Genomic DNA, 25,199 nt, shown 5'->3' on the forward strand with positions numbered 1-25,199 from the left:
ATCTCCCATCTATGCGGGAGCTGTTTTGTTTAGAGTGGAGTTACAGCTGTTCGGTACGCTCGTCATTACTAAAGGCATTGAAAAATTGCTTCGCGGTTCTGCCGTTTTTGGCGGCATTCTGATGGGCAAAATCCAGCGCCGATTTGTGTAAAGCCTCGCGGTTGCCGCGATAATCGACGAAATAGCTGTCGACAATATCCAGGTATGTCTGAGTATGCTGCGGGTAAAACGCCAGCCGCAAACCGAAGCGGTCGGACAGTGAGATTTTTTCCTCGATGGTGTCTGAATAATGCACCTCGTTGTCCATCAGCAGCGTATCCAGATTGTCGCGCATATGTTCCGGCAGCAAATGGCGGCGATTGGACGTGGCGTAAAACAGCACATTCTCCGGCGGCATTTCAATAGAGCCTTCCAGCACGCTTTTCAGCGGCTTGTAGAGAGCGTCGCCGTTCTCAAACGATAAATCGTCGCAATAAATAATAAAACGCTGATTATGTTCGCGAATGTCGTCGACGATTTCCGGCAGATACAGTAAATCTTGTTTATCGACTTCGATGACTCGTAAACCTTCGTGCAAATATTCGTTCAACAAGGCTTTCACCAGCGAGGACTTGCCAGTGCCGCGCGCGCCCCACAACAAGGCATTATTCGCCGGCAGTCCCGCCAGAAAGCGCAGCGTGTTGTCTATCATTTGCTGCTTTTGCGGCTCTATGCCCAGCAGTTGATCCAGCCGGATCGGATCGATTTGCCGAACGGGACGCAGAAACGCCTGGCGCTGGCGCCAAATTGCCGCATAGGTGTGGTTCCAATCTATCATCTGTGATCCTTGGCTGGGGCCGGTCGAAGTGCCGGTTTGTGTAAAGAAATGAATATTGTATAAATTTTAGACAATTTAACACCACTCTAAGCACAGCAACAACTTAGCGTGGCTTTTAACGGGTTGCCAACAGAGTTATCCACAGATTTTGTGGGAAAGTTATAGCTGTTGTGGAAATGTGGCTGCCCACTGTAGCCAGTATATGCCGCTTGTGCCGGTAACCAAGGACTGCTTAGACTTTATTTTAAGTCGCGGCTTTGGCGGCCGAGGCGCGTTTCTGCGCGATGATCGACTTATAATCGATTGTTATCATTTAAACGATAGCTATTGGCTATTTACGGGGTGGCTATGAATCTGCGGGATTTACATTATTTAATCGCCGTTGCCGACTTGCGCAGCTTTGTGCAGGCTGCCGACCGTTGTTGCATCAGCCAGCCGACTTTGAGTACCCAGATTAAAAAGTTGGAAGATGAATTGGGTATCCAGATTTTCGAGCGCACCAATAAAAAAGTGCTGCCTACCGAGTTGGGCGAGCAGATCGTGGCGTCGGCAAGGCGGATCTTGAAGGAGCAAGACAATATCAAGGAACTGGCCGCTACAGCCCAGGACCCGCTGGCCGGCAATCTGCGTTTTGGCGCGTTTCCGACCTTGGCGACCTATTTGTTTCCGCCATTGGTCCCCCTAATCAAGAGAGATTTACCGCGCATCCGGCTGATTCTGGTCGAGGAAAAAACCGAGCAATTGTTACAGCAACTCCGCAGCGGACAGATGGATTGCGCCTTGCTAGCCTTGCCGATTTACGAGGATTTTCTGGAAAGCCAGGCCTTGTTCGACGATGAGTTTTTACTGGCGGTGGCGGACGGTCATCCGTTGGCGGCCAAGCCGCAAGTCGAGCAAGATGATCTGAACGGCGAGCATTTACTGCTGCTTGAGGAAGGTCATTGCTTACGTGGGCATGCCCTGCAAATCTGCCAAACCATCGGTGCCGACGAAGAACAGGATCTTCGCGCCACCAGTCTGGAAACCTTGCGGCAAATGGTCCACGCCGGCACAGGCATTACCTTTATGCCGCGAATCGCCGTTCGCGAGGAACCGGGTATCCGCTATTTACCTTTCGCGGAGCCGGCGCCGAGCCGGACCATAGGCATGGTTTGGCGCAAAACCAGTGCCAGAGGGGAGCTGATTCGGCGCTTGAGCGGCTTGGTGCGGGATGCGGCTAAGGACATTTAGGTATACACCGCTGGCGTGGCGACTATTTTATTAGCAGTTAGTGAACCGACGGCCAAATGACATTTTCCACGAAAACCTTTGATGTTCTTTTGCTCTGTATGGCAGCCTGTCGGCTGCGAGTATTCGCTAGAAGTAAACTTGTATTTAGCCGAAAAAAGGCGGCCCTTGTCTCGTATGTCCGTTTAAAAACTGAGAGAGGTACATACTGCGGCATACTGGAGTAATCCCCGACGTGAAATTACAAATCGTCTAATATTCGCAAAGTCCTTAACCCTTATCGCGCCTGATAACAGCCTGATGCTTTGAATATTCGAAGGCGGAGATAAGAGGCGCGACAAAAATTGCGACTATTGCCACCAATGCCTTGAGTCTTATGGCCAAGCAAGCACGTTGCCCGATCTCAATGCCGGGCTTTTACCTTAGGAGTACCGACCATGAACAAAAAACAGTTATTACCTGTTGCTATCGCCCTGTTGACTTCGCAGCCGATTCTCGCCAGCGTGTCCAGTTCGTTCGATGTCGACAGCGAGAACTGGCAAATCGTCAGTTTTGCCGATTTCAGCCAGAACAATTATTCGATCATTGGTCAATACCAACCCAGTTACGTGTCAGGTGGTGGCAATCCCGGCAATTATCTCGCCGCCAGTGATCCGGACAGTGGCGATTTTACCTTCTCCGCTCCCGCTGCGTTCCTGGGGGCGCAGACCAGTGCTACCGGATTATCCTACGATCTCACGTATCGCGATGGTGCTGTCAATTGGCAAACCACCGACGTCATGTTAGTTGGCAACGGCCAACGCCTACTCTGGAAACGCGACCCGAATATCGTACCGGATAGTAGCTGGACTCATATCAGTCTGACTTTTGCGCCCTCCTCGGAATGGCGGTTGGGCAGCACAGGCGGGGTGTTCGCCAGTCAAAGTGATTTTCAAAATGTCCTATCCAATTTGAGTGGGTTGTACATTCACGGCGAATTTACCAACGGTATCATCGAAACCGCCGGCCTGGATAATGTGGTTTTGCAAACGGTGCCGTTGCCGGGGGCGTTTTGGTTATTTGGCGTGGGGGTTGCGGGATTTTGGTCGTTCACTCGCAAGGGGTAATAAGGTCAATTGTTAAGTAGTTGTGTCGCTGGTGCGACGGTTTGTTTTGGAGTCGGGTCTCGGCCCGACAGCCGAGATACTTTCTTTTGCTCCGCCAAAAGAAAGTATCCAAAGAAAAGGCGGCCCGGATGCCGCTTGTCCCCTGCGCTCCGAAGCTTTTGAACGGGGTTGCCGAAAGGGGCTTCCTGCCCCTTCGGCAACGCGCCGCATCCATGCGTCGCCCCTACGGGCTAATCCGTTCAAAAGCTCCGGTGCTCGGCACGGCATACGGGAAAACCCCGCCGCGAAATTGAAAGTCCCTTAATATTTGCAAAGCCCGTAACTCGTATGGCGCATTAGCGATAGCGTCATGCGGTGTACCCAGCATAGGCCAAAACTTATTACCTGGAAAGAGATAATCGGAAGAAGTAACGACAGCCGTAGCGAAACGCAAGGGGGACACCGCATGTACGGTGGTGTGGGAGAGGTGACGCACGAAATCCCGTTACCCCGATCCGATCCGAATGCTTTACGCCTATTGACGCCACGCACATTGTGCCTTTCTGCCATTTGATCGTATCTTATGGTTTTGATAACACGAAGGAAAATTTGGTAATGGATATTGACAAACGCCCCTTATCTGAAGACTTACCGATGAGTATTGATGATGCTCGAAAAATTATGTGGCTTCGTAGCAACCCCAGGCCAGTGGGGGAGCTGCTGGACGAAGGTTATCTGAATGAAGCCAGGCTAAGATGGGCTGCCGAAAAAGCCTACGCTCCAGAACTAAAACTAGCGGCAGGAGTGCTCTTGCAGTCGTTAGGAAAAGCAGAAAAAATTCCAGAGATTAGGCCGACCTCATTTTCTTCTAACTCCTTTCCAATAAAAATCTCTCTTGACCAAGCTCGCAATACTATTTGGCCTTTTCATCCCTACAAAGACAAGTTAATGGGCTGGTTATTGGATACTAAGCAATTAACCCTTAAAGATCTCGGTTATGCCATTGAAAATGCATGGGATGAGCGTGTCCGGCAAGCCGCTATTACCTTAAATTTGGTCGAGTTAAAACAAACGCTTGAAACACCGGTTTCATCTGCCGGATTTTTAAATGTAGTCGAATCGAAGGAAAGGAACTATTCCGAAAGGCGGCAATTGGCCTTTTCCTTCTTACAAGGAGCAATACTTGGAGCTATCCTAGCCGGTTGTATAGCACTCGTTGTTTATATATTCAGCCAAAGACCGCCAGCGCAAGCAATATCAAAACTCGCGGCAATTCCTTCTGGATGGGGCATCTTGATGTTAGCAATCGCGGTATTGCTGGGATGGGGTGGGGCTAAGTTGTGCATATTTTGCCTGGATTGGATAATAGAACGGCTGGAAAAACAGATAAATAACCATCGACTGGGGCAAGAGGGTGAAAACAATGTGGTCGATCGAATGCGTCACCTGTTGGATGGGAATTGGTATTTATTTCGCAACATAGTGCTTCCTGGTCAAAACAAATCAGATATCGATGCCGTGTTAGTTGGCCCTTCTGGTTTATGGGCGTTGGAGGTTAAAACTTTTAATGGGCAATATCGAGTGATTGGTGATGAATGGCGCTACAAGAAAAACCAGACGTGGAAGCCTGTTAAATCAGATCCAACAAGGCAAGCCGTGAACAATGCTAAACGATTGTCTGATTTCATCAGCAATAATAGCCAGATAAAAGTATGGGTTACACCTGTTGTCGTTTGGGCTAATCCCGAAAGTACACTGACAGTTCAGAATTCAACTGTGAACATTTGGCGACTTGAACAACTTGCAGATGAAATTGGGAATTTGTGGGGCAGTCAAAAAGTTTCGGATGCCGATCAAAAAAAACTTATTGATAAATTAAGACAACTTTGCGTTAACCAACTCGAGAACGTGCGCCGATAGGAGGCTCATCGCTCGCGATTTGATGCCCCTCTTAGCGTCCGTAAATTCAATATTTTGGAACTGTACCCTGTCATAGTGGCCTTCCGATCAAGTTCGGGATGGTTATGTTCTCGTTATCTTGGCCCGAGCATCGAAGCTTTTTGCCTAGCATCAGAAAGTATCGGACTGTCGGTTCTGGCCGACATATATAAATCCATCGCGAAAACGACACAAAAATTAGTCTAGCGCCGCCAAAGCCGCTTCCGGTGCCCTGTCCAATACTTTCAGCAACGCCTTGGCGGCTCCGGTGGGTGAGCGTTTGCCTTGTTCCCAGTTACGAATCGTCTCAAGCGATACGTCAATCCGTTTGGAGAATTCGGCTTGGCTCAAACCCAGGCGATTGCGGACTCTACGTGCAAAGCGCGCAGAATCCAGCATCGCATTGGTTTCGTCCTGGACGATTTGTTGGGCTATATCGGCTTCCGTGGTGGTATCGATACGAGCCGGATCGACACGGCCAATTTCTGAATCCGGTTCAATTGTCATGCGTACTATTTTCATAGAATTTGATCTCTCGTTGATTGGCTTTGCGGGCCGAGATAATCCGAAGGGACTCTGGGCGCGGTGTGTAGGCCACGACAAATAGGCGCTGGTGAATCATTCCCATTAGTTGATACCTGTCTTCGCCGTAAACGCGGCGGTTATCGGCTCAAACCAGTCGATTGGGGTCAAAAAACGCCTTGGCCGCATAGGCAAAATCGAATCCACGTTCCCGAAAACAGGTTTCGCTTTTGGTGTCGTCCCATTCAAAGTGCGTGGGATTAGCGTAGTTCATTGGCCTAGTGAGAGCAAGGTCGATGTGTTTTAGGTAGAAACTCTAAAATTGGCTTGCTGGTTTATGATTTTGCGAAGGGTTTGTACCGTTATTTCGCACTGAGCATCGAAGCTTTTGGCCTCGCAAAAGAAAGTATGTTGGCTGTCGGGCCCAGCCCCAGCCCCGACTTCTAAAGAACCCCGTTGCGATAGCGACACAAAATCACTTTTCGTATAAACAAAAACTTGCTCTAACCAGTTTTTGTTTATACATTAATGCCTCATGATCATCGAGTTCGATCCTGTAAAAAACGCCAGAAACATAATCGAACGTGGCTTAAGCTTCGAGCGAGTGGCCGATTTCGATTGGTCTAGCGCCATTGCGACAGAAGATGTTCGTCAGGATTATCCGGAGCGACGTTTTGTTGCGGCGGGTTACCTGAATGATCGGTTGCATATTCTGTGCTTTACGCCAATCAGCGGTGGAATCCGCGTGATTAGTTTCCGAAAAGCAAATTTAAGAGAGGCCCGTAAATATGGCAAAACCATTACCGTTGACTGATGCTGACGGCGAAGTCCGCGAATTGACCGAAACCGATTTTAAACAAATGCGCCCCGCCGGCGAGGTGTTTGCCGAGTTATTTGGGATGGAGCAGGCGGTTGAAATGCTTAGGCCTAAAGGTGGCCGGCCACGTAAGGATTCACCGAAAGTATTTACCGGGATTAGGTTGGATGCAGAGGTGCTGGAGGCGTTTCGTGCTACCGGCAAAGGCTGGCAGACTAGGATGAACGATGCCTTGAAAGAATGGCTGAAGGATCATTCGCCAGCATAATTTGCAGGCCGGAAATACTTTCGCTTATCCGGCCTCCGCGAGTTTGTTGATTAAATCCTAAATTCCGCCGACCGCGCGTGCGCAGTAAGACTCTCGCCCCGCGCCAACACTGAAGCAATCTTGCCCAAGTTCTGCGCGCCAACCGCTGAGCAATTGATCAAACTGCTGCGCTTTTGGAAATCGTAAACCCCTAAAGGCGATGAGTAGCGGGCGGTGCTGGAAGTCGGCAGCACATGGTTCGGTCCGGCACAATAATCGCCTAGCGCTTCGGCGGTGAAGCGACCCATGAAGATGGCGCCGGCGTTATGGATTTGCTCGCACAAGGCTTCCGGCTCCGCCACGGACAACTCCAAATGTTCCGGGGCGATGCGATTGGCTACCTTTGCGGCTTCGGATAAGTTAGCGACTTTAATAAACGCGCCGCGGCCGGTTAGAGAGGCGCGGATGATGTCGGCGCGCTCCATGTCCGGCAGTAATTTGTTGATGCTGGCTTCCACTTGCTGCAGAAATCCGGCGTCGTCGCTGATTAAAATGGCTTGGGCATTTTCGTCGTGTTCGGCTTGTGAGAATAAATCCATGGCAATCCAGTCCGGGTTGGTCTGGCCGTCGCAGATGATTAAAATCTCGGACGGGCCGGCGATCATGTCGATACCCACCTGGCCGAACACCAGTTTTTTCGCGGTGGCAACGTAAATATTGCCGGGGCCGACGATTTTATCGACCGCCGGCACGGTTTCGGTACCGTAAGCCAGGGCTGCCACGGCTTGGGCGCCGCCGATGGCGAATACTCTATCCACGCCGGCGACATGCGCGGCTGCCAATACCAAGGCATTGGTTTCGCCGCGCGGGGTGGGGACGACCATGATCAATTCGCCGACGCCGGCGACTTTGGCGGGAATCGCGTTCATCAATACCGAAGACGGATAAGCGGCTTTGCCGCCCGGTACGTAGAGGCCAGCTTTATCCAATGCGGTGACTTTTTGGCCCAGTACGGTGCCGTCTAGCTCGGTGTATTGCCAGGATTGCAGCTTCTGATGCTCGGCATAAGCGCGGACGCGGTCGGCGGCGGTTTGCAAAGCAATGGCTTGGGTGCTGGGTAAAGTATCCCAGGCCTGTTGTAATGCAGCTCGGTCCAGTTCCAGTTCGGATGCGGCTTTAAATGCGGTGCCGTCGAAGCGGTTGGTGTATTCCAGCAAGGCTTTGTCGCCAAGTTTTTTGACGTCGGCAATAATGTCCAGAACCCGTTTGTGTATTTCCAGATCGTCGCTGGCATCCCAGGCCAAACGGGCTTGCAATTGTTTGTCAAAATCGATTGCCGCGCTGTCTAGGCAGAGCATTTTGATCGCAGTCATGATTACGCCCTCTGGGCCAACGTGGTTTCGAACTGGTCGATGAGCGCTTGAATGGCTTGATGTTTCATTTTCATCGCCGCTTTATTCACCACTAGTCGAGAGGTGATGTTGGCGATTAGTTCCCGTGGCTCCAGGCCGTTGGCTTTTAGGGTGTTGCCGGTATCGACCAAATCAACGATGCAATCGGCCAATCCGACCAGCGGCGCTAACTCCATCGAACCGTAGAGCTTGATGATTTCGGCTTGAATGCCCAAATTGGCGTAATAGCTCTGAGCGGTTTTCACGTATTTGGTGGCGACCCGCAAACGACCTTTTACTTCCGGCGCATTGACCGGGCCGGCAGTCATCAAGCGGCAACCGGCGATGCCTAAATCCAACGGCTCGTAAAGACTTTCCGCGCCGTGTTCCATCAACACGTCCTTGCCGGCGATGCCCAAGTCCGCCGCGCCGTACTCCACAAAGGTCGGCACGTCTGTAGCGCGGATGATCACCAACTGCACGTCGGGGCGGGTGGTTTGCAGAATCAGTTTCCGGCTCTTGTCCGGATCGTCAATCGGCGTGATGCCGGCTTGTTCCAGAAACGGCAGGGCTTCTTCGTAAATACGGCCTTTGGATACGGCAATGGTCAACATGGTTTTGCGATGGGTTTAGTTAGGAACGCGGCGAATGGTAGCGCCCAGTTGTGACAATTTTTCTTCGATATGATCGTAGCCACGGTCGATATGGTAAATCCGATCCACCAGGGTTTCGCCCTCTGCGACCAGAGCGGCTAAGACTAGGCTGGCAGAAGCCCGCAGATCGGTAGCCATGACCGGCGCTGCTTTCAATTGTCCGCTGCCTGTACAAATGGCGGTATTAGATTCCAATTTGATTTGTGCGCCCATGCGTTGCAGTTCTTGCACGTGCATGAAGCGGTTTTCGAATACGGTTTCAGTGATCAGACCCACGCCCTCGGCGACGGAATTCAGCGCGGTAAATTGTGCCTGCATGTCGGTCGGGAACGCCGGATAGGGCGCAGTGCGCACGGTGACGGCTTTTGGGCGCTTACCGTGCATATTCAATTCAATCCAATTCTCGCCGCAGGTGATGTCGGCGCCAGCTTCTTTTAATTTGACCAATACCGCGTCTAGGGTATTGGGGTCGGTGTTTTTCAGTTTGACGTGGCCGCGGCTGATCGCGCCGGCCACCAAATAGGTGCCGGTTTCGATACGGTCGGGCAGGATGTCGTAATGCAAGCCTTCTACACCCAGTCTTTCTACGCCTTCCACGGTCAGAATGTCGGTACCGACACCGGTGATTTTGGCGCCCATTTTATTTAGAAAATGCGCCAAATCGGTGACTTCCGGTTCTTTCGCGGCGTTTTCGATGATGGTCACGCCTTCGGCCAGTGTGGCGGCCATCAGAATGTTTTCGGTGCCGGTCACGGTGACTTTATCCAGCACCAGATGGCAGCCTTGCAAGCGTTTGACCTTGGCGTGGATATAGCCGGCTTCGACGGTAATGTCGGCGCCCATTTTGAGCAGCGAGTCGATGTGAATATCTACAGGCCGTGTGCCGATGGCGCAGCCGCCGGGCAACGAGACATACGCTTCGCCGAAACGCGCCAGCAAGGGGCCCAATACCAGAATCGAGGCGCGCATGGTTTTCACCAGCTCATAAGGCGCTTCGTATTTGTGAATGGTGCTGGTATCGACTTCGATGTTCATTTTTTCGTCGACGGTCAGGCCCACACCCATTTGTCCCAACAATTCCATGGTAGTAGTAATGTCGTGCAAATGCGGAATGTTGCCGACGCTGACCGGCACATCGGACAATAAAGTAGCGGCCAGAATCGGCAGGGCGGCGTTTTTGGCGCCGGAGATTCTCAGTTCGCCGTGTAGCGGTTGGCCGCCGGTAATCAGTAATTTATCCATGGATTTTTATTGGTTTGTAAATTGGAATGCAGCTTAATGCGTGTGGGTTGCAAAATATTCGGTTTCGTCCAAGCCGCTGAGTTTGGCCAATGCCAGCAGCTGAGCCGGGATGTTCTTGAAGGACAGCTTGACCCGGCCCATCCGGCTGAGCCTGATCCATTCGATCATCAAGGCCAGGCCAGCACTATCGGTGGTCTGGACTTTAGCTAGATCGATGCACATGCTGTCCATGCCTTTCAGAAACTTAAAGGATTGCAAGGTTTGTTTGTCGATGCTGGCAAAAGTCAGGCTGCCTTCCACGGTAAAGTGACCGGGCGACTGTTCGGTTAATGTCAGCTTGGACATTATTTGCCTTCCGCTTTGTTCAGCATGAATTTGCCTATCATTTCTTCCAGCACGATGGCGGAGCTGGTGATGTCGATGGTGCTTTTATCCTTTAAATATTCGTCCGACGAGCCTGGGTCCAGGCTGACGTACTGCTCACCCAGCAGGCCTGCGGTATAAATGCTCACGCCGGAATCGCTGGGTAGATTGTTGTATTGCGATTCGATGCGCATTTCCACGACCGATTCGTGGCTGTCCTTGTCCAGCCTGATTGCGGATACCCGGCCGATGCGCACGCCGGCAACCGACACCGGGGATTTGACTTTTAGACCGCCGCTGTTTTGAAAATGGGCGATGACCGTGTAGCTGTCGTCGCTGCTGTAGCTGCCGAGATTGCTGACTTGCAGCGCCATGTAAAACAAGGCGGCGATGCCGCTGGCGACAAAAAAACCGACCAGAGTATCCTGGGTTTTGGAATGCTGCATGTTAAATGTCTCCAAACATGAGTGCGGTTAAAATGAAATCGAGGGCCAGTACCGAGAAGGCCGAATTGACCACGGTGCGGGTGGTGGCGCGGCTGACGCCTTCTGAAGTGGGGATGGCATCGTAGCCTTCGAACAAAGCAATCCAGGACACTACGAAGCCGAACACCACGCTTTTCAGTACGCCGTTGATGATGTCTTCTTGAAAATCGATACTGGCCTGCATTTGTGCCCAAAACGCGCCGTCATCTACGCCGAGCATGCCGACACCAACCAGATGGCCGCCCATGATGCCAATGGCGCTAAACAAGGCGGCAAGCAAGGGCATGGACAGAAAGCCTGCTAAAAAACGTGGGGAAATGATGCGTTTGATCGGGTCAACGGCCATCATTTCCATGCCTGACAATTGTTCGGTGGCCTTCATCAAGCCGATTTCGGCGGTCAATGCCGAGCCTGCCCGGCCGGCAAACAATAGTGCCGACACTACAGGGCCTAATTCGCGTACCAATGAGGCAGCCACCATCACGCCCAGCGATTCCTCGGCGCCGAAGTCGGACAGAATATTAAAGCCTTGTAAACCTAAAACCATGCCGACGAACAGGCCGGAGATGGTGATAATCAAAAATGACAAAACGCCTACCGAATACACCTGTTTGATCAGCAGGTTGGGGCGTGGCAGCACGTCGCTGATGCCGGTCAGCGTGTGGCTCAGAAAAAACGAAGCGCGGCCGAGCTTAGCAAAGCTGCTGCGCGTGGTTTTCCCCAAATTTTGCAAATATTGAAGCATGGTTGGATTCTGGGTGGTTATTTGGTGGCCAGCAGGTCATCAAGGTAATCGGGCGACGGATAGTGGAAGTGTACAGGGCCGTCGGCATCGCCGTGCATAAACTGTTGCACCCACTCCGAATCGGATTGTTGTAATTCTTGCGGGGTGCCTTGGCCGATGATTTTGCCTCCCGACAAGACATAGATGTAATCGGCGATGGCGGCAGTTTCTTGTACGTCGTGCGAGACGATGATGCTGGTCAGGCCCAGTGTGGTGTTCAGCGCCTTGATCAAGTGTACCAGCGCGCCCTTGGAAATGGGGTCTTGGCCGGTAAACGGTTCGTCGTACATGATCATTAGCGGATCCAGAGCGATGGCACGGGCTAAAGCTACCCGCCTGGCCATGCCGCCGGACAACTCGTTGGGCATTAAATGGCGGGCACCGCGCAAACCGACGGCGTGCAGTTTCATCAATACCAAGGTGCGAATCATCGATTCCGGTAAGTGGGTGTGTTCGCGCATCGGAAACGCCACATTGTCATAGACGCTCATATCCGTGAGCAGCGCGCCGCTTTGAAACAACATGCCCATGCGTTTGCGCAATTCGTAGAGTTCCCGATGTTTCAGGCGGTGAACATTTTGCCCGTCCACGTGGATTTGGCCGCGATCCGGGGCCAACTGGCCGCCGATCAATTTCAAAAGCGTGGTTTTGCCGGTGCCGCTGGGGCCCATAATGGCCGTGACTTTGCCGCGCTGAATCTCCAGGCTGACGGCGTCGAAAATTTTCCTGGGGCCTCTGGAAAAGCTCAAGTTGCTAATCGAAACGATATTGTCTTCAGGACTTGCGCTATTGGCCATTTACCGGAATCAAAAGAGTTTTTGGATTGGGAACAGGCTATTTTCTATGACTGGCCGAGAATAAGTCAATGACTTGGGGTGAAAAGTCGGTTAATAACATGCAATAATGGTTCCTTTTTGTTTGGGTGCGTGGAGTTAATTTCCGTGGGTTGTGATCAAGACATACAGGCGTTGGCGTTGGCGGTGATTCAGACCGAAATGCAGGCGGTTGCCGGCTTGGCTGCACGCATCGATGAGCAATTTGTCAGTGCCTGCCGGTTGCTGCTGGCCTGTAAAGGCCGGGTGGTGGTCACCGGTATGGGCAAATCCGGGCATATAGCCGGTAAAATTGCCGCCACGCTAGCTAGCACCGGCACCCCGGCTTTCTTTGTGCACCCCGGAGAAGCCAGTCACGGCGATCTGGGCATGATTACCCGGCAGGACGTGGTGCTGGCATTGTCCAATTCCGGCGAAACCGAAGAAATCCTGACGATATTGCCTATTATTAAGCGACTCGGCGTGCCGCTGATTGCGTTGACGGGTAATCCAGAATCGGCCTTGGCCAGGTTTGCTAGTGTGCACATCAATGTAGCTGTCGAGCATGAGGCTTGCCCGTTGGGTTTGGCGCCGACTGCCAGTACTACGGCGGCATTGGTGATGGGCGATGCGTTAGCCGTGTCACTATTGGAAACCAAGGGTTTTACCCGCGACGATTTTGCTTTATCGCATCCGGGCGGTAGCTTGGGTAAGCGCTTGTTGTTACAGGTTAACGACATCATGCACCGCGGCAGTGAAGTGCCGGTGGTGACGGATAGTGTTTTAGTGAGCGATGCCTTGCTGGAAATGACCGGCAAGAAGCTGGGCATGACCGCAGTGGTCGATGGCGAAGGCAGGGTCGCCGGGATATTTACCGACGGTGATTTGCGGCGCATGTTGGAAAAAAATCTGGATGTGCATGCGACACGCATCGCCGAAGTCATGACGGGTCCTTGTAAAGTGATCGATGTGAATATGTTGGCGGCGGAGGCCATGCAAATCATGGAAAGTAAAAAAATCAATGCCTTATTGGTCGTCGACAACCAACAAAAATTGTTGGGCGCCTTGAATATGCACGACTTGCTGCGGGCCGGCATAGTCTGAGAGTGACGAGTGATGTTCGATTTAAGCCCCCAATTACTGAGTGCTGTTAAGCGGCTAAAGCTGTTGATTCTGGATGTGGATGGCGTGCTGACCGACGGTCGTTTGTTTTTCGACGATAACGGCAAAGAATACAAATGTTTTCACGCGCGCGACGGGCATGGCATTAAATTGTTGCGTCAGACTGGTGTAGAAGTGGCGGTGATTTCCGGCCGCAAATCCAATTCGGTCGCGCTGCGTATGCAGAGTCTTGGAGTCGAGCTTGTCTACCAAGGTCACGAGAACAAGCGGGCGGCATTCGCGGAAATTTTGCAGCGTCTGGTCCTAACGCCGGAACAAGTGGCGTATATCGGCGATGACATTCTGGATTTGCCGGTGATGCGTCAAGTGGGTTTTGCGGTGGCAGTGCAAGATGCCAATTTCGTGCTAAAGAATTATGCTCATTGGCAAACACAGACAGCCGGCGGTTTAGGCGCGGTTCGGGAAGTATGCGATTTAATCATGCAAGTCCAGGATAGCTTTGACGGCGTACTGCAAACCTATTTATGACCGTACTCAAAAATCTACAGATTTTTATTTATGTTGGCTTGGCCGCATTGTTGTCATGGTGGCTGGTACAGCTGAATGAACAGCGTGACGCCGAAATGAAAATTGTCGAAAATAGCCCGGATTTTTTTAGCTTGGGTTATTTCAAAAAGGAAATGAATATCGACGGTGTGCCGAAAAGCGAATTGGCCGCGGAAAAAATGCAGCACTTTAAAGCCGATGGCAGTACGCATTTGGAAAAACCGGTGATGACTTTGTATAACCCCAACCAGATGCCTTGGCTGATCAAGGCCGAAAGCGGCGTGATGGCGGCGGACGGCGATAATTTGCAACTTAACGGTAGTGCTTATATCAATCGGGAAGCGTCGAAAACCAATTCGGCGCTGACCATCAATACATCGGATCTGCGAGTAAAACTCGCCAGCCATTATGCGGAGACACAGGCGTGGACGGAGATCATCAGCCCACCCAACAAAACGGCGGGAGTAGGAATGGAAGCGACTTTTGTTAGTCCGATTCACCTGAAATTGTTGTCCAAAGTGAAAGGTCGCTATGAAATTAAGTAAAATGGTCGGTGTAGGCCTGTTATTCTCGGCGCGGATGGCGTTTGGTCTGGAGTCGGATTCCGAACAACCCATCTACATCGACTCGGATAATGCGGTTTACGACGAAAAGGCGCAGATCAGCACCTATACCGGCAATGTGGTCGCTACGCAGGGAACGATCAGAATCGATGGCGATAAATTGGTGGTTTATCTGAAAGATGGTGCGATTATCAAATTGATTGCTACCGGTAAACCGTCGCGATTCAAGCAGTTGCCGGCGGTGGGCAAGGAAGAAATGCACGGGGAGGGCTTGATCAACGAATTTTATCCCGACCAGAATTTGCTGAAATTTATGAAAAATGCCTCGGTCTGGCAGGGCGATGCTAAACAATCCAGTGAGTATATCGAGTACGATACCAAGAACTCCTTGCTGAAGGCGGGTGAAGCGCAATCCGACGGCAAGCGCGTGCACTCGGTGATTAAACCCAAGCCTAAGCAGGCGCAATAATGGCGCGATTGGTTGCGGAACAGCTGTTTAAACGCTACAACAATCGAAATGTGGTCGATGGGGTCAGTCTGCGGGTCGATACCGGAGAAGTGGTCGGTTTGCTGGGTCCGAACGGAGCGGGGAAAACCACCAGCTTTTACATGATGGTGGGCTTGGTCAAAGCCGATAGCGGCGAGATTTTTTTTGACGAGCAGCGCATCACGCATCATCCGATGCACCGGCGGGCGCGTTTGGGTATAGGGTATCTAGCGCAAGAGGCTTCGGTCTTTCGTAAACTGAGCGTGGCCGACAATTTACGCGCGGTATTGCAGATTCGGGCCGATTTGACCGATGGGCAAATCGAGTTGTTGATCGATGAGTTATTGACAGAGTTTAATATCAACCACTTGCGTAATCAGGTGGCGCTGGGTTTGTCAGGTGGCGAACGGCGCAGGGTGGAAATTGCGCGAGCTTTGGCCAGTGAGCCGCAGTTTATCCTGTTGGACGAGCCGTTTGCCGGGGTCGATCCGATTTCGGTGCTGGAACTGCAAAAAATTATTGCGCATCTGAAGCATCGCGGTATCGGGATTTTGATTACCGAGCACAAAGTGCGGGAGACTTTGGAGATTTGTGATCGCGCTTATATTTTGAACAATGGGAAGGTTATCGCCGAAGGCCAGTCGCGCCAGTTGGTGGATAACGAAGAGGTGCGTAGAGTGTATCTGGGCGAGAAATTTAGTTTATGAAATTCGAATAGTCATGAAGCAATCTCTACAACTCCGTATCGGTCAGAGTCTGACCATGACGCCGCAATTGCAACAGGCTATTAAGCTGTTGCAGATGTCGACTTTGGACTTACAACAGGAAATTCAGCAAGCCTTGGAATCCAACATGATGTTGGAGATCGACGAAGAGGAGCTGCCTAATCTGGAGTTTCGCGATAAAAAGCTCGAAAACACCGATCAGCAAACCAGCGAAGGCTCGCAAACCGATATGCCGGACGAATTACCGGTCGATGTCAGTTGGGACGATGTTTACGAAAGCTCTTTGCCCAGCGGCGGCGATGAGGGCGATAGTCCGGAATTCGAGGCCTTTCGCGGCAAATCCGAGTCTTTACGTGATCATCTGGTTTGGCAGCTGGAGCTGATTCCGATTTCTGACCGCGATTATGCGATAGCTACCGCTATCATCGACGCGATTAACGATGACGGTTATGTGACCAGCGAATTGGCGGATATTTTTCAGGGACTCCAGGATCAACTGGAAGGCTTGGAAATGGATGAAGTCCTGGCCGTGTTGCATAGGGTGCAAAACTTTGATCCCGTCGGTGTGGCAGCGTTGGATTTGGCTGACTGCCTGGGTTTGCAACTGCAACAGTTACCGGCTACGACGCCTTATCGGTCGGAAGCTTTGGAGTTTGTGCACAGGCATTTGGATTTATTGGCCAGTTGCGATCAAGCGCGCTTGATGAAGCGGATAGGGATGACCGAGGATGTATTAAAGGGGGTGCTGGCGTTAATCAGAACCCTGGATCCCAAGCCTGGCGCTCGCTTGCAGGATTCTGATGTCGAATACGTGGTGCCTGATGTGTTCGTCGCCAAAGTCAACGGACAGTGGCTGGTTAATCTGAACCCGGAGATAGCACCCAAATTGCGCGTCAATCCTTTTTACTCCGGGATGATCAAACGCGCCGACAATAGTCATGACAATGTCAGCATGAAAAACCATCTGCAGGAAGCGCGCTGGTTTATTAAAAGTTTGCATAGCCGCAACGACACTTTGTTGAGAGTGGCGAGAAGCATCGTCGAAAAACAAGGCGATTTTTTCGAGCACGGTGCGATTGCGATGAAGCCGATGGTGTTGCGCGATATCGCCGAGGAATTGGAATTACACGAATCCACCATCTCTCGGGTAACCACGCAAAAATACATGCACACCCCGCACGGTGTGATCGAGTTTAAATATTTTTTCTCCAGTCATGTCAGTACCGATGGCGGGGGAGAGTGTTCGGCGACCGCGATTCGGGCGCTGATAAAAGAGTTGGTCGGCAGTGAAAACCCGGCCAAGCCATTGAGCGATAGTAAAATATCGGACTTATTGAATGAGAAGGGCATTAACGTCGCGCGCCGCACCATTGCCAAATATCGGGAAGCGATGTCCATTCCTTCAACCAGCCAGCGGAAAAGGCACATTTGATCAATCTGGAAGAATAATTTTTAAAAACAGGAGTATTCCATGCAAGTCAGTATCACAGGTCATCACGTAGAAGTCACCGAAGCATTAAAAGCCTACGTGGATGAAAAAATCAGCAAAATCAAACGTCATTTCGACAATGTCGTTGATGTTCACGTCATTTTGACCGTTGAGAAATTGGAGCAAAAAGCCGAAGCGGCGGTACAAATCAGCGGTGCCAAACTGTATGCCGAAGACGTACAGGAAGATATGTACGCGGCTATCGACAACATGGTCGACAAACTCGACAGACAAATCGTCAAACATAAAGAAAAAAATCAGAACCATCGTTAAGTTGAGGTCGAGCGGTACAGAGTGAAGATCATTTGCTCTGTATCGTTTTGCATATGAAACTAGTCATCGTCAGCGGCTTATCGGGGTCGGGTAAAAGTATCGCGTTGGATACTTTGGAGGATTGCGGCTATTACTGTATCGACAATCTTCCCGTGACCTTGCTTGAGGATTTTGTCGATCATGTGATGCTGAAAGACCCGGCGACCTATAGTAAAACCGCTATCGGTATCGATGCCAGAAACCGTAACCAGAAGTTAGCCGATTTCCCGGATAGCCTGACTTTTATTCGCAGCAAAGGTATTGATTGCGAACTGGTTTTCATGGAAGCGGATGAGAACATCATTCTGAAGCGCTACAGTGAAACGCGCCGCCGCCATCCGTTGACCACCGAAAGTAGGCCGCTGCGCGAGGCTTTGGAAATCGAACGGGAAATGCTGCGACCCCTGGCAGCTCGTGCCGATATACTTATAGATACCAGTTTCACCCACTATCATCAGTTACGGGATTTGCTGAAAAACCGTTTGGGCGAAAAAGGCAAAAGTTCTTTGTCGATTTTGTTTCAGTCTTTCGGTTTTAAATACGGTATCCCGTTGGATGCCGACTTCGTGTTCGATGCCCGCAGTTTGCCCAATCCCTATTGGGCGCCGGAACTGCGAGGATTGACCGGTAAACACGCCGAGGTCATCGATTTTTTGCAGAATGAAGTGATCGTCAAAGAGTTTCTGCATGATATAGGTTATTTCATCGGTCGCTGGGCGCCGCGCTTCGAATCGGATAATCGCAGTTATTTAACCATAGCGATCGGTTGTACCGGCGGGCAACATCGTTCGGTTTATCTGGTCGAGGCATTGAGTAAGCACTTTCAAACTATTACTCCTAACGTTATCGTCAGGCATAGGGAATTGCGTTAACGCAATTCCCTAGCCCAATTTCTTGGTTTTTACCCATGACATCAGCAGCAAAGCTTGAAAATACCGAGCATCTTTTAGATCGCGCCATCGAAGTGCTGACAAAAGACTCTCTGATCGAGATTAGGAACCTAGTGCGTTCCTTATACCCGGCGGAAGCGGCGCATATTCTCGAGTCATTGGAGCCGGAACTGCGAGCCAAGCTGTGGGCGTTGATTCCGCCCAGCGTGATCGGCGAAATTCTGGTCGAGATAAATGTCGAAGTGGGTAGCAGCTTGCTGAAAATTACCGACAGGAAAGATTTGATTGCCGCGACTGAATCCATGGGCCATGACGGTATGGTCGATCTGCTGCATGTATTGCCTGAGCCTTTGCTGTCGCAAGTGATGGAATCTATCGGTGTACATAACCGCAATCGCATCGAAAAGGCGCTTAGCTATGACGAGCATACCGCCGGCGGCTTGATGTCTGACGATGTGTTAACCATTCGCGCCGATGTAACGCTGGACGTGGTGACGCGATATTTGCGCTTGCGCGGTAATATGCCGACTGCAACAGACAGTCTAATCGTGGTGGATCGCAAAGAGCAGTTTCAGGGCTTGTTGCCGATTAATCAATTGTTGACCCACGATCCGCATACCAAAGTTGAGTCGATTATGGATACCCGTAGCTCAGGTATTCCCTACGGTATGCCTAGTCGGGATGTGGCTGGTTTGTTTGAGCGCCGAAAATTGTTGTCCGCGCCTGTGTTAGCGAATGACGGTAAGGTTTTGGGGCGCGTCACTATCGACGATGTCGTGGGTTTGATTCGCGAAGAAGCCAATCACTCCTTAATGAGCATGGCCGGCTTGAGCGAAGAGCAGGATATGTTTGCGCCGGTATTTAGTAGTGCCAAGCGTCGTGCGCTTTGGTTGGGCGTGAATTTGCTTACCGCATTCTTGGCGGCTTCAGTCATCGATTTGTTTGAGGCTACTATTCAACAGATCGTCGCATTGGCGGTATTGATGCCGATTGTAGCGTCTATGGGGGGTATAGCCGGCAGTCAGACTTTGACACTGGTTGTCAGGGGCTTGGCCTTGCGACAAGTCACCACCGGTAACGCCGTGAGTTTATTGTTTAAAGAGGTCTCGGTCGGCCTGCTAAACGGCTTGGTTTGGGCTGCTGTGGTGGCGGTAGTGGCTGGGCTGTGGTTCCACAATCCGCATATCGGTATGTTGCTCGGCGTGGCGATGATGATCAATTTAGTGTGCGCGGCTTTGTCCGGCGTGGCGATTCCGGTGTTGTTGGATAAGATCGGTGTAGACCCTGCGCTGGCTGGCGGTGTGTTGCTGACCACGGTGACCGATGTGGTTGGATTCATGGCCTTTTTGGGCTTAGCAACCTTGTTTTTACTGTAAGGAACTGTGCTTTTTGTCACGGAAAATGATAGTATTTCGGGCATTCAGTAGCGGATTTTCCAAACTCGATGTCAACCGGCGCACCTACTTCGCAAAAAATAGCTTTGGAGTTTAAAAGCACGTCACTGACCGTGCCGGTGTTGCTGCTAGCCAGTAACGACATCTCTCTGATCGATCAGCAGCTCAAGGAAAAAGTGGTTCAAGCTCCCGAGTTTTTTAAAAACTCGCCCTTGCTGATCGATCTGCAAAAACTTAACGCGCAAAATCTGCCAATTGATTTCACCGAAATAGTCACTATCGTCCGTCAGCACGGCTTCATGCCAATAGGGGTGCGCGGGGGTAACGAACATCAGAACGGCGACGCTTTGGCTATGAATTTGCCCCAGCATTCCCTGCACGGCAGCAATGTGCCCTTAGTCAATAAAGCACCGGCAAAAACCTTGCCGACACCTGCTGCGGAAGAGCAAAAGCAAGCTAATCAGTCAATTGAAAATAAGTTGGTGACACAGCCGATACGCTCGGGCCAGCGGGTTTATGCCAAAGGCGACTTGATCGTCACAGCAACCGTTAGTGCCGGCGCGGAAATCATGGCGGAAGGTAATATTCATATATACGGATCCCTGCGCGGACGAGCGCTTGCCGGCGTGCTGGGTAATGTCAATAGCCGTATTTTTTGTTCGGATTTGCAAGCCGAACTGATTTCGATAGCCGGCATTTACCAGCTCAGCGACGATTTGAGCAAGTATCCAGCACACAAGCCCGTACAGATCAGTCTGGATAACCAGACGCTGATTATCAAAGATATTTAAGCTTTTCTTGGAGGAACAACATTGGCCAGAATTATCGTAGTAACATCGGGAAAAGGTGGTGTGGGCAAAACCACAACCAGCGCCGCTATCGCGATGGGCTTAGCGAAGCGCGGACATAAAACCGCTGTGATTGATTTCGATGTGGGGCTGCGTAATCTCGACTTGATTATGGGATGCGAGCGTCGTGTAGTTTATGATTTGGTCAATGTGATCAACAACGAAGCCACCCTAAATCAGGCCCTGATCAAGGACAAGCGTTGCGACCAGTTATTTATATTGCCGGCATCGCAAACCCGTGATAAAGATGCTTTAACAACGGAAGGTGTCGGCAAAATTCTGGAAGAGTTGTCCAAAGACTTTAAATACATCGTTTGCGACTCGCCGGCAGGAATAGAGCGCGGTGCTACACTTGCCATGTACTTTGCTGATGATGCATTTGTGGTAACCAACCCGGAAGTCTCTTCCGTTAGGGATTCGGATCGTATGCTGGGTATCTTGTCCAGCAAATCGCGCCGCGCCGAGAATGGCGAAGAGCCGATCAAGGAGTATTTGTTGTTGTCGCGTTATTCGCCGGATCGGGTGAAATTGGGCGAGATGCTCAGCGTTGACGATGTACAGGAAATTTTGTCGCTACATTTGTTGGGCGTTATCCCGGAGTCCAAATCTGTGTTGAATGCGTCAAACTCAGGCACACCGGTCATTCTCGACGAGCAAAGCGATGCAGGGCAGGCTTATGCAGACATCGTGGCGCGTTATTTGGGCGAAACCAAACCACATCGTTTTATCGAGGAAGAGAAAAAGGGCTTATTCAGTAAGCTATTCGGGAGCAAGTGATGAGTCTCTTAGATTATTTCAGATCCTCGAAAACCAATACGGCATCGCTGGCCAAGGAGAGATTGCAAATTCTGGTCGCCCATGAGCGTGCATCCAGAAATCAACCGTCCTATTTGCCCGAGTTGCAGCAAGAATTGCTGGCGGTGATCCGTAAATATGTCAATGTCGGGCAGGATGCCATTACCGTTAATTTTGAACAGGATGGAAACCAGGAAACCCTGGAACTTAATATTGTGCTGCCTGATGAGCGTTAGTTTTGCTGACTAGCTTTTGCCGCGGTTTGTGTTGCGTAAGGCTGGATAGCACGACTAAACCCCCCCCCCGATTTTTTTTGTTGTTTAAATGATGAGGAGTTGAAATGGTGGATACAATTGGCGAAGCAGCTGGAGCAGTCTGGCAATACTTGCATACGCATGGCGAAGCTAGCGTTAATAAAGTCACGACCGAAACCGGCTTGGGTAAGAACGACGTCCAGCGAGCGATCGGTTGGCTGGCTAAAGAAGACAAACTGAATATTGAAATGAAAGGCCGCGTAGAAACCCTTTCGTTGAAATAAAAGTTTTCCCGCAACCTGCTTAAGGTTGAGCTAAGCGTGGCGACATTCAATACCGGCTCTTTGCCGGTTTGAGCGTCGCCGGGGTTTGCCCTTGGGCGGGTTCCTAAATGCCGCTGTGTTTTGTTGGTAAATCTGTTACCTGACAGGAATGCGTGGCCCGCTTAGACACGCGCCAGTCGCTCTGTCGAAATCAGATACCTTAGCAAACGCATTTAAATTTGCCGACGGAATGGCTGCGTAATGCCGTGAAAATTAAAAAATACTGATTCTAATAACCCTCTATTGCGGAGTCTTTCTGTCGAAATGAAAGCCAAAATTGCCACATTTTTCACCTTGGTGCTACTGGTTGTCATCAACCTGGGTATCTGGTCTTACGTCAATAATCCGTTAAAACTGCCATCCTGGAGCGATACCATGATGGGGGTGACCTTTAACCCCAAGGGGCGCGATTTCAATCCTGCGGACGGCGTATTTCCCACCAGAGAACAAATTCAATCCGATCTGGAGTTATTGTCCGGTAAAGCCCATTCGATAAGAACCTATACCGCGTTGGAAGGTATGGAGGTTGTGCCTGAGTTGACAGCCAAGAATGCGATCAACCTGGCGATGGGCTGTTGGGTGGATTTGGTTGATGACGATAGCGCCGAGGACGATCCGCAAAAAAAGTTAGAGAACACGCAGAAACGGCTGGATAAAAATCAGCGCGAAGTCGAAAGTCTAATCAACCTAACCAATCAATATCCAAAAACCATTGTTCGCACGCTGGTGGGTAACGAATCCTTGTTACGGTATAGAAACAAGGTTAGTGGACCTATCGCACAGAAAGTCCGTCAAGAATTTTCCGGTTCGATGAGCGAACAAGATTTGCAGCTGAAAATCGAGGCGGATGTTAAGGCGGAAGTGGCCGGCAAAGCCAACGAACTGATCGAGTACGTTCGCGAAGTAAAAAAGCGCACCTGGAAACCGGTTAGTACAGCTGAAACCTGGGATATATGGGTAGCAAACCCGGCCTTGGCGGCGGAAGTCGATTACATCGCTGTGCACATTCTGCCTTATTGGGAAGGTGTGCCGGTCGATTTACCCAAAGGTGCGGAAGGCGATAACGCAGTCGAATATGTGTTCAAGCGTTATTACGAATTGCAGCAGTTGTACCCCAACAAAACCATCGTGATTACCGAGGTGGGTTGGCCATCCGACGGTCCTCCGCAAAAAGCCGCCACTGCTTCGTTGGCGAATCAAGCCAAGTTTTTGCGTGAGTTCCTAAATCGCGCGACTGCCGAAAACATTATTTACTATGTGGTTGAAGCGTTTGACCAGCCGTGGAAGATCAAGCTGGAAGGTACGGCCGGTGCTTACTGGGGCTTATTCAATGCTGATCGTCAGCCTAAGTTCCCGATGGAAGGTGACGTACTGGCCAATCCAACCTGGCGTAACTGGGCTAGTGGCGCTGCAGTACTCAGTATTATCTTGATGGCGGCCTTCTTGTTTACCCGTAAGAGCTTGAAGCTGCCGGGTAAATTTTTCTTCGGTATCGTCGCCAACTTGGCGGCGTCGGTATTGTTTTGGTCGGCATCGATTGCCGCCGCTCAATACCAAACCAGTTTTTCGGTGGTGTTCTGGGCGATTTTGCTGATGATGCAGGCCATGGCCATCTTGGTGTTGCTGACCGAGAGCCTGGAGATTTCCGAAGTCATCTGGCATCGCAAGGGTCGCCGTACCTTCCAGCCGTTGACGCCACCGGTCGGCTTCCGTTATCCGAAAGTCTCGATCCACTTGCCGATCCACAACGAGCCACCGGAAATGGTGCGCAAGACCCTGAATGCGCTGGCTAAGGTCGATTATCCGAACTACGAAGTATTGGTGATGGATAACAACACCAAAGATCCGACAGTTTGGCAGCCGGTGCGTGACGATTGCGACCGCCTTGGGGCGAAGTTCCGCTTCTTCCATCTGGACAACTGGCCCGGTTACAAGGCCGGCGCGATCAACTATGCGTTGACCAATACCGCCGAAGACGCTGAAATCATCGCGGTCATCGACAGCGACTACATTCTGAACCCCGATTGGCTGAAAGCGATGGTGCCGTATTTCGACCAGGAAAATGTCGGCTTTGTGCAGTCGCCGCAGGATTACCGTGATTCTGGCCAAAGCACTTTCAAGGATATTTGCTACTGGGAGTATGCAGGCTTTTTTAATATCGGCATGGTGCAACGTAACGAATTCAACGCCATCATCCAACACGGCACGATGACCATGGTCCGCAAGTCGGCATTCGACAAAGTCGGTCCGTGGGGCGAATGGTGTATCTGCGAGGATAGCGAATTGGGTCTACGTCTTTACGAAGCCGGTTACGACTCGGTGTACTGCAAGGAGTCTTTCGGTCGTGGCCTGATGCCGGATACCTTCTCCGGCTATATGACGCAGCGTTTCCGCTGGGTATACGGCGCGATGCAGATCATCAAAAAGCATTGGCGGCATTTTTTGCCCAACAAAAAGTCTTCGCTTACTTCGGCGCAGCGCTATTACTTTGTGGCGGGTTGGTTGCCTTGGTTTTCCGATGCGTTGGCGCTGTTGTTTACCGGTACCAGCTTGATATTGACCGCGCTGATTGTGTCGGATCCTATTCACAGTGAGCTGCCGGTAAATGCCTTCCTGTTGCCGACCATAGGCCTTTTTGCATTCAAGATTTTGCGCGGTTTGTGGTTGTACAAAGCGCGGGTGGCTTGTTCAATGCTGCATGCATTGGGTGCGGCGCTGGCCGGGTTATCGCTGACGCATACCGTGGCACGGGGTACCTTGCAAGGTTTGTTTACCTCCGGCAAACCCTTCATGCGCACGCCGAAATACGAGCAGCAAGGGCCGTTGGTGGCGGGGTTGTTGATTATTTGGCAGGAGTTGTTATTGCTGACCTTGTTGCTTGCCGGCATCTTGGCGATGCGCTCCATCGAACATTTCGATAACTTGAGCGGCAGGTTGTGGATGGCTGTATTGGCGGTGCAGTCAGTGCCTTATGTCGCCACGCTGCTGACGATTCTGATCAGCGTTGCGCCCAACTACTTTCCTGGCAAAAAGCTCTCTGCCGATGAGTTAGACGCGGACGAATAAGT

At 51.1% G+C, this 25,199-nt stretch carries 28 protein-coding genes and 1 pseudogene; 19 read left to right on the plus strand and 10 right to left on the minus strand.

The genetic code is table 11. The annotated features are described in order from the left end of the window. Positions 1-40: 40 nt before the first annotated feature. Positions 41-817, minus strand: a complete 777-nt coding sequence (locus ACH5Y9_RS23585; protein WP_445367794.1) for an ATP-binding protein — start codon at positions 815-817, stop codon at positions 41-43. 348 nt (positions 818-1,165) lie between these two features. On the opposite strand from ACH5Y9_RS23585, the gene ACH5Y9_RS23590 reads away from it, so the two are divergent. The 3 genes from ACH5Y9_RS23590 to ACH5Y9_RS23600 all read left to right on the plus strand — a co-directional run bounded on the left by ACH5Y9_RS23590 (position 1,166) and on the right by ACH5Y9_RS23600 (position 5,049). Beyond that, positions 1,166-2,047, plus strand: coding sequence for a LysR substrate-binding domain-containing protein (locus tag ACH5Y9_RS23590; RefSeq protein WP_445367795.1), 882 nt, complete (start codon positions 1,166-1,168; stop codon positions 2,045-2,047). Positions 2,048-2,481: 434 nt separating this feature from the next. After that, positions 2,482-3,150: a laminin B domain-containing protein gene (locus ACH5Y9_RS23595; protein ID WP_445367796.1), complete on the plus strand. Its 669-nt coding sequence runs from the start codon at positions 2,482-2,484 to the stop codon at positions 3,148-3,150. A gap of 594 nt (positions 3,151-3,744) precedes the next feature. Next, a complete protein-coding gene (locus ACH5Y9_RS23600; protein WP_445367797.1) occupies positions 3,745-5,049 on the plus strand; it encodes an NERD domain-containing protein in 1,305 nt (434 codons plus the stop codon). Positions 5,050-5,265: 216 nt separating this feature from the next. Here ACH5Y9_RS23600 and ACH5Y9_RS23605 read toward each other — a convergent pair whose 3' ends face one another. Together ACH5Y9_RS23605 and ACH5Y9_RS23610 are read right to left on the minus strand one after the other, a co-directional pair. Next, positions 5,266-5,574: a helix-turn-helix domain-containing protein gene (locus ACH5Y9_RS23605; protein ID WP_445367798.1), complete on the minus strand. Its 309-nt coding sequence runs from the start codon at positions 5,572-5,574 to the stop codon at positions 5,266-5,268. Next, positions 5,564-5,722 (minus strand): annotated as a pseudogene (locus ACH5Y9_RS23610) (BrnT family toxin); the annotation flags it as partial. The pseudogene ACH5Y9_RS23610 and the gene ACH5Y9_RS23605, both read right to left, overlap by 11 nt. Positions 5,723-6,124: 402 nt before the next feature. On the opposite strand from ACH5Y9_RS23610, the gene ACH5Y9_RS23615 reads away from it, so the two are divergent. Continuing rightward, positions 6,125-6,403: a BrnT family toxin gene (locus tag ACH5Y9_RS23615; protein ID WP_445367799.1), complete on the plus strand. Its 279-nt coding sequence runs from the start codon at positions 6,125-6,127 to the stop codon at positions 6,401-6,403. Then, positions 6,378-6,674, plus strand: coding sequence for a BrnA antitoxin family protein (locus ACH5Y9_RS23620; RefSeq protein ID WP_445367800.1), 297 nt, complete (start codon positions 6,378-6,380; stop codon positions 6,672-6,674). Before ACH5Y9_RS23615 ends, ACH5Y9_RS23620 begins: the two co-directional genes overlap by 26 nt. 50 nt (positions 6,675-6,724) lie before the next feature. Here the strand turns inward: ACH5Y9_RS23620 and hisD are convergent, their stop codons facing one another. Genes hisD through ACH5Y9_RS23655 form a run of 7 tightly spaced genes read right to left on the minus strand, consistent with a single transcriptional unit; the run spans position 6,725 to position 12,368 of the window. Next, a complete protein-coding gene (gene hisD / locus ACH5Y9_RS23625) occupies positions 6,725-8,026 on the minus strand; it encodes a histidinol dehydrogenase (RefSeq protein ID WP_445367801.1) in 1,302 nt (433 codons plus the stop codon). 2 nt (positions 8,027-8,028) lie between these two features. Beyond that, positions 8,029-8,658, minus strand: coding sequence for an ATP phosphoribosyltransferase (gene hisG, locus ACH5Y9_RS23630; RefSeq protein WP_026603145.1), 630 nt, complete (start codon positions 8,656-8,658; stop codon positions 8,029-8,031). A gap of 15 nt (positions 8,659-8,673) precedes the next feature. Further along, a complete protein-coding gene (murA, locus tag ACH5Y9_RS23635) occupies positions 8,674-9,939 on the minus strand; it encodes a UDP-N-acetylglucosamine 1-carboxyvinyltransferase (protein WP_205451477.1) in 1,266 nt (421 codons plus the stop codon). Between the two features lie 33 nt (positions 9,940-9,972). Next, the gene (locus tag ACH5Y9_RS23640) at positions 9,973-10,284 is read right to left on the minus strand and encodes an STAS domain-containing protein (RefSeq protein WP_033157731.1); all 312 of its coding nucleotides are present in this window, start codon (positions 10,282-10,284) and stop codon (positions 9,973-9,975) included. Then, positions 10,284-10,748 (minus strand): outer membrane lipid asymmetry maintenance protein MlaD, encoded by a 465-nt coding sequence (gene mlaD / locus ACH5Y9_RS23645; RefSeq protein WP_033157732.1) that lies wholly within the window; start codon positions 10,746-10,748, stop codon positions 10,284-10,286. Before mlaD ends, ACH5Y9_RS23640 begins: the two co-directional genes overlap by 1 nt. A 1-nt stretch (position 10,749) precedes the next feature. Further along, positions 10,750-11,532 carry a lipid asymmetry maintenance ABC transporter permease subunit MlaE gene (gene mlaE, locus ACH5Y9_RS23650; protein ID WP_445367802.1) on the minus strand — a complete coding sequence of 261 codons (783 nt, stop codon included), beginning with the start codon at positions 11,530-11,532 and terminating at the stop codon, positions 10,750-10,752. A gap of 17 nt (positions 11,533-11,549) precedes the next feature. Then, on the minus strand, positions 11,550-12,368 hold the full coding sequence (locus ACH5Y9_RS23655) for an ABC transporter ATP-binding protein (protein ID WP_445367803.1): 819 nt from the start codon (positions 12,366-12,368) through the stop codon (positions 11,550-11,552). Positions 12,369-12,512: 144 nt separating this feature from the next. Here ACH5Y9_RS23655 and ACH5Y9_RS23660 point away from each other — a divergent pair, with 144 nt between their 5' ends. From ACH5Y9_RS23660 to ACH5Y9_RS23725, 14 genes are all read left to right on the plus strand, one after another. After that, positions 12,513-13,487 (plus strand): KpsF/GutQ family sugar-phosphate isomerase, encoded by a 975-nt coding sequence (locus ACH5Y9_RS23660; RefSeq protein WP_445367804.1) that lies wholly within the window; start codon positions 12,513-12,515, stop codon positions 13,485-13,487. A gap of 12 nt (positions 13,488-13,499) precedes the next feature. Beyond that, positions 13,500-14,033 carry a 3-deoxy-manno-octulosonate-8-phosphatase KdsC gene (kdsC, locus tag ACH5Y9_RS23665; RefSeq protein ID WP_445367805.1) on the plus strand — a complete coding sequence of 178 codons (534 nt, stop codon included), beginning with the start codon at positions 13,500-13,502 and terminating at the stop codon, positions 14,031-14,033. Then, positions 14,030-14,596 carry an LPS export ABC transporter periplasmic protein LptC gene (gene lptC / locus ACH5Y9_RS23670; RefSeq protein ID WP_445367806.1) on the plus strand — a complete coding sequence of 189 codons (567 nt, stop codon included), beginning with the start codon at positions 14,030-14,032 and terminating at the stop codon, positions 14,594-14,596. Before kdsC ends, lptC begins: the two co-directional genes overlap by 4 nt. Further along, entirely contained in the window at positions 14,583-15,083 is a 501-nt protein-coding gene (gene lptA / locus ACH5Y9_RS23675) for a lipopolysaccharide transport periplasmic protein LptA (protein ID WP_171697419.1), read from the plus strand. Before lptC ends, lptA begins: the two co-directional genes overlap by 14 nt. After that, positions 15,083-15,808, plus strand: a complete 726-nt coding sequence (gene lptB, locus ACH5Y9_RS23680) for an LPS export ABC transporter ATP-binding protein (protein WP_033157737.1) — start codon at positions 15,083-15,085, stop codon at positions 15,806-15,808. Before lptA ends, lptB begins: the two co-directional genes overlap by 1 nt. A gap of 13 nt (positions 15,809-15,821) precedes the next feature. Further along, a complete protein-coding gene (locus tag ACH5Y9_RS23685; RefSeq protein ID WP_171697420.1) occupies positions 15,822-17,258 on the plus strand; it encodes an RNA polymerase factor sigma-54 in 1,437 nt (478 codons plus the stop codon). Between the two features lie 39 nt (positions 17,259-17,297). Further along, positions 17,298-17,588 carry a ribosome hibernation-promoting factor, HPF/YfiA family gene (gene hpf, locus ACH5Y9_RS23690; protein WP_020483551.1) on the plus strand — a complete coding sequence of 97 codons (291 nt, stop codon included), beginning with the start codon at positions 17,298-17,300 and terminating at the stop codon, positions 17,586-17,588. A gap of 53 nt (positions 17,589-17,641) precedes the next feature. Next, positions 17,642-18,499 carry an RNase adapter RapZ gene (gene rapZ, locus ACH5Y9_RS23695; RefSeq protein WP_033157739.1) on the plus strand — a complete coding sequence of 286 codons (858 nt, stop codon included), beginning with the start codon at positions 17,642-17,644 and terminating at the stop codon, positions 18,497-18,499. A 35-nt stretch (positions 18,500-18,534) separates the two neighbouring features. Continuing rightward, positions 18,535-19,893 carry a magnesium transporter gene (mgtE, locus tag ACH5Y9_RS23700; RefSeq protein ID WP_205451470.1) on the plus strand — a complete coding sequence of 453 codons (1,359 nt, stop codon included), beginning with the start codon at positions 18,535-18,537 and terminating at the stop codon, positions 19,891-19,893. Between the two features lie 68 nt (positions 19,894-19,961). Then, a complete protein-coding gene (gene minC / locus ACH5Y9_RS23705) occupies positions 19,962-20,702 on the plus strand; it encodes a septum site-determining protein MinC (protein WP_101054456.1) in 741 nt (246 codons plus the stop codon). A 21-nt stretch (positions 20,703-20,723) separates the two neighbouring features. Then, positions 20,724-21,536 (plus strand): septum site-determining protein MinD, encoded by an 813-nt coding sequence (minD, locus tag ACH5Y9_RS23710; RefSeq protein ID WP_033157742.1) that lies wholly within the window; start codon positions 20,724-20,726, stop codon positions 21,534-21,536. Then, positions 21,536-21,790 (plus strand): cell division topological specificity factor MinE, encoded by a 255-nt coding sequence (minE, locus tag ACH5Y9_RS23715; RefSeq protein WP_020483546.1) that lies wholly within the window; start codon positions 21,536-21,538, stop codon positions 21,788-21,790. The genes minD and minE overlap by 1 nt, the downstream gene beginning before the upstream one ends. Positions 21,791-21,894: 104 nt before the next feature. Next, complete coding sequence (locus tag ACH5Y9_RS23720) at positions 21,895-22,092, plus strand: winged helix-turn-helix domain-containing protein (protein WP_020483545.1); 198 nt, start codon at positions 21,895-21,897, stop codon at positions 22,090-22,092. 303 nt (positions 22,093-22,395) lie between these two features. Then, the gene (locus ACH5Y9_RS23725) at positions 22,396-25,197 is read left to right on the plus strand and encodes a glycosyltransferase (RefSeq protein WP_445367807.1); all 2,802 of its coding nucleotides are present in this window, start codon (positions 22,396-22,398) and stop codon (positions 25,195-25,197) included. The last annotated feature ends 2 nt before the right edge of the window (positions 25,198-25,199 follow it).

This window comes from Methylomonas sp. BW4-1 (genome assembly GCF_052474385.1).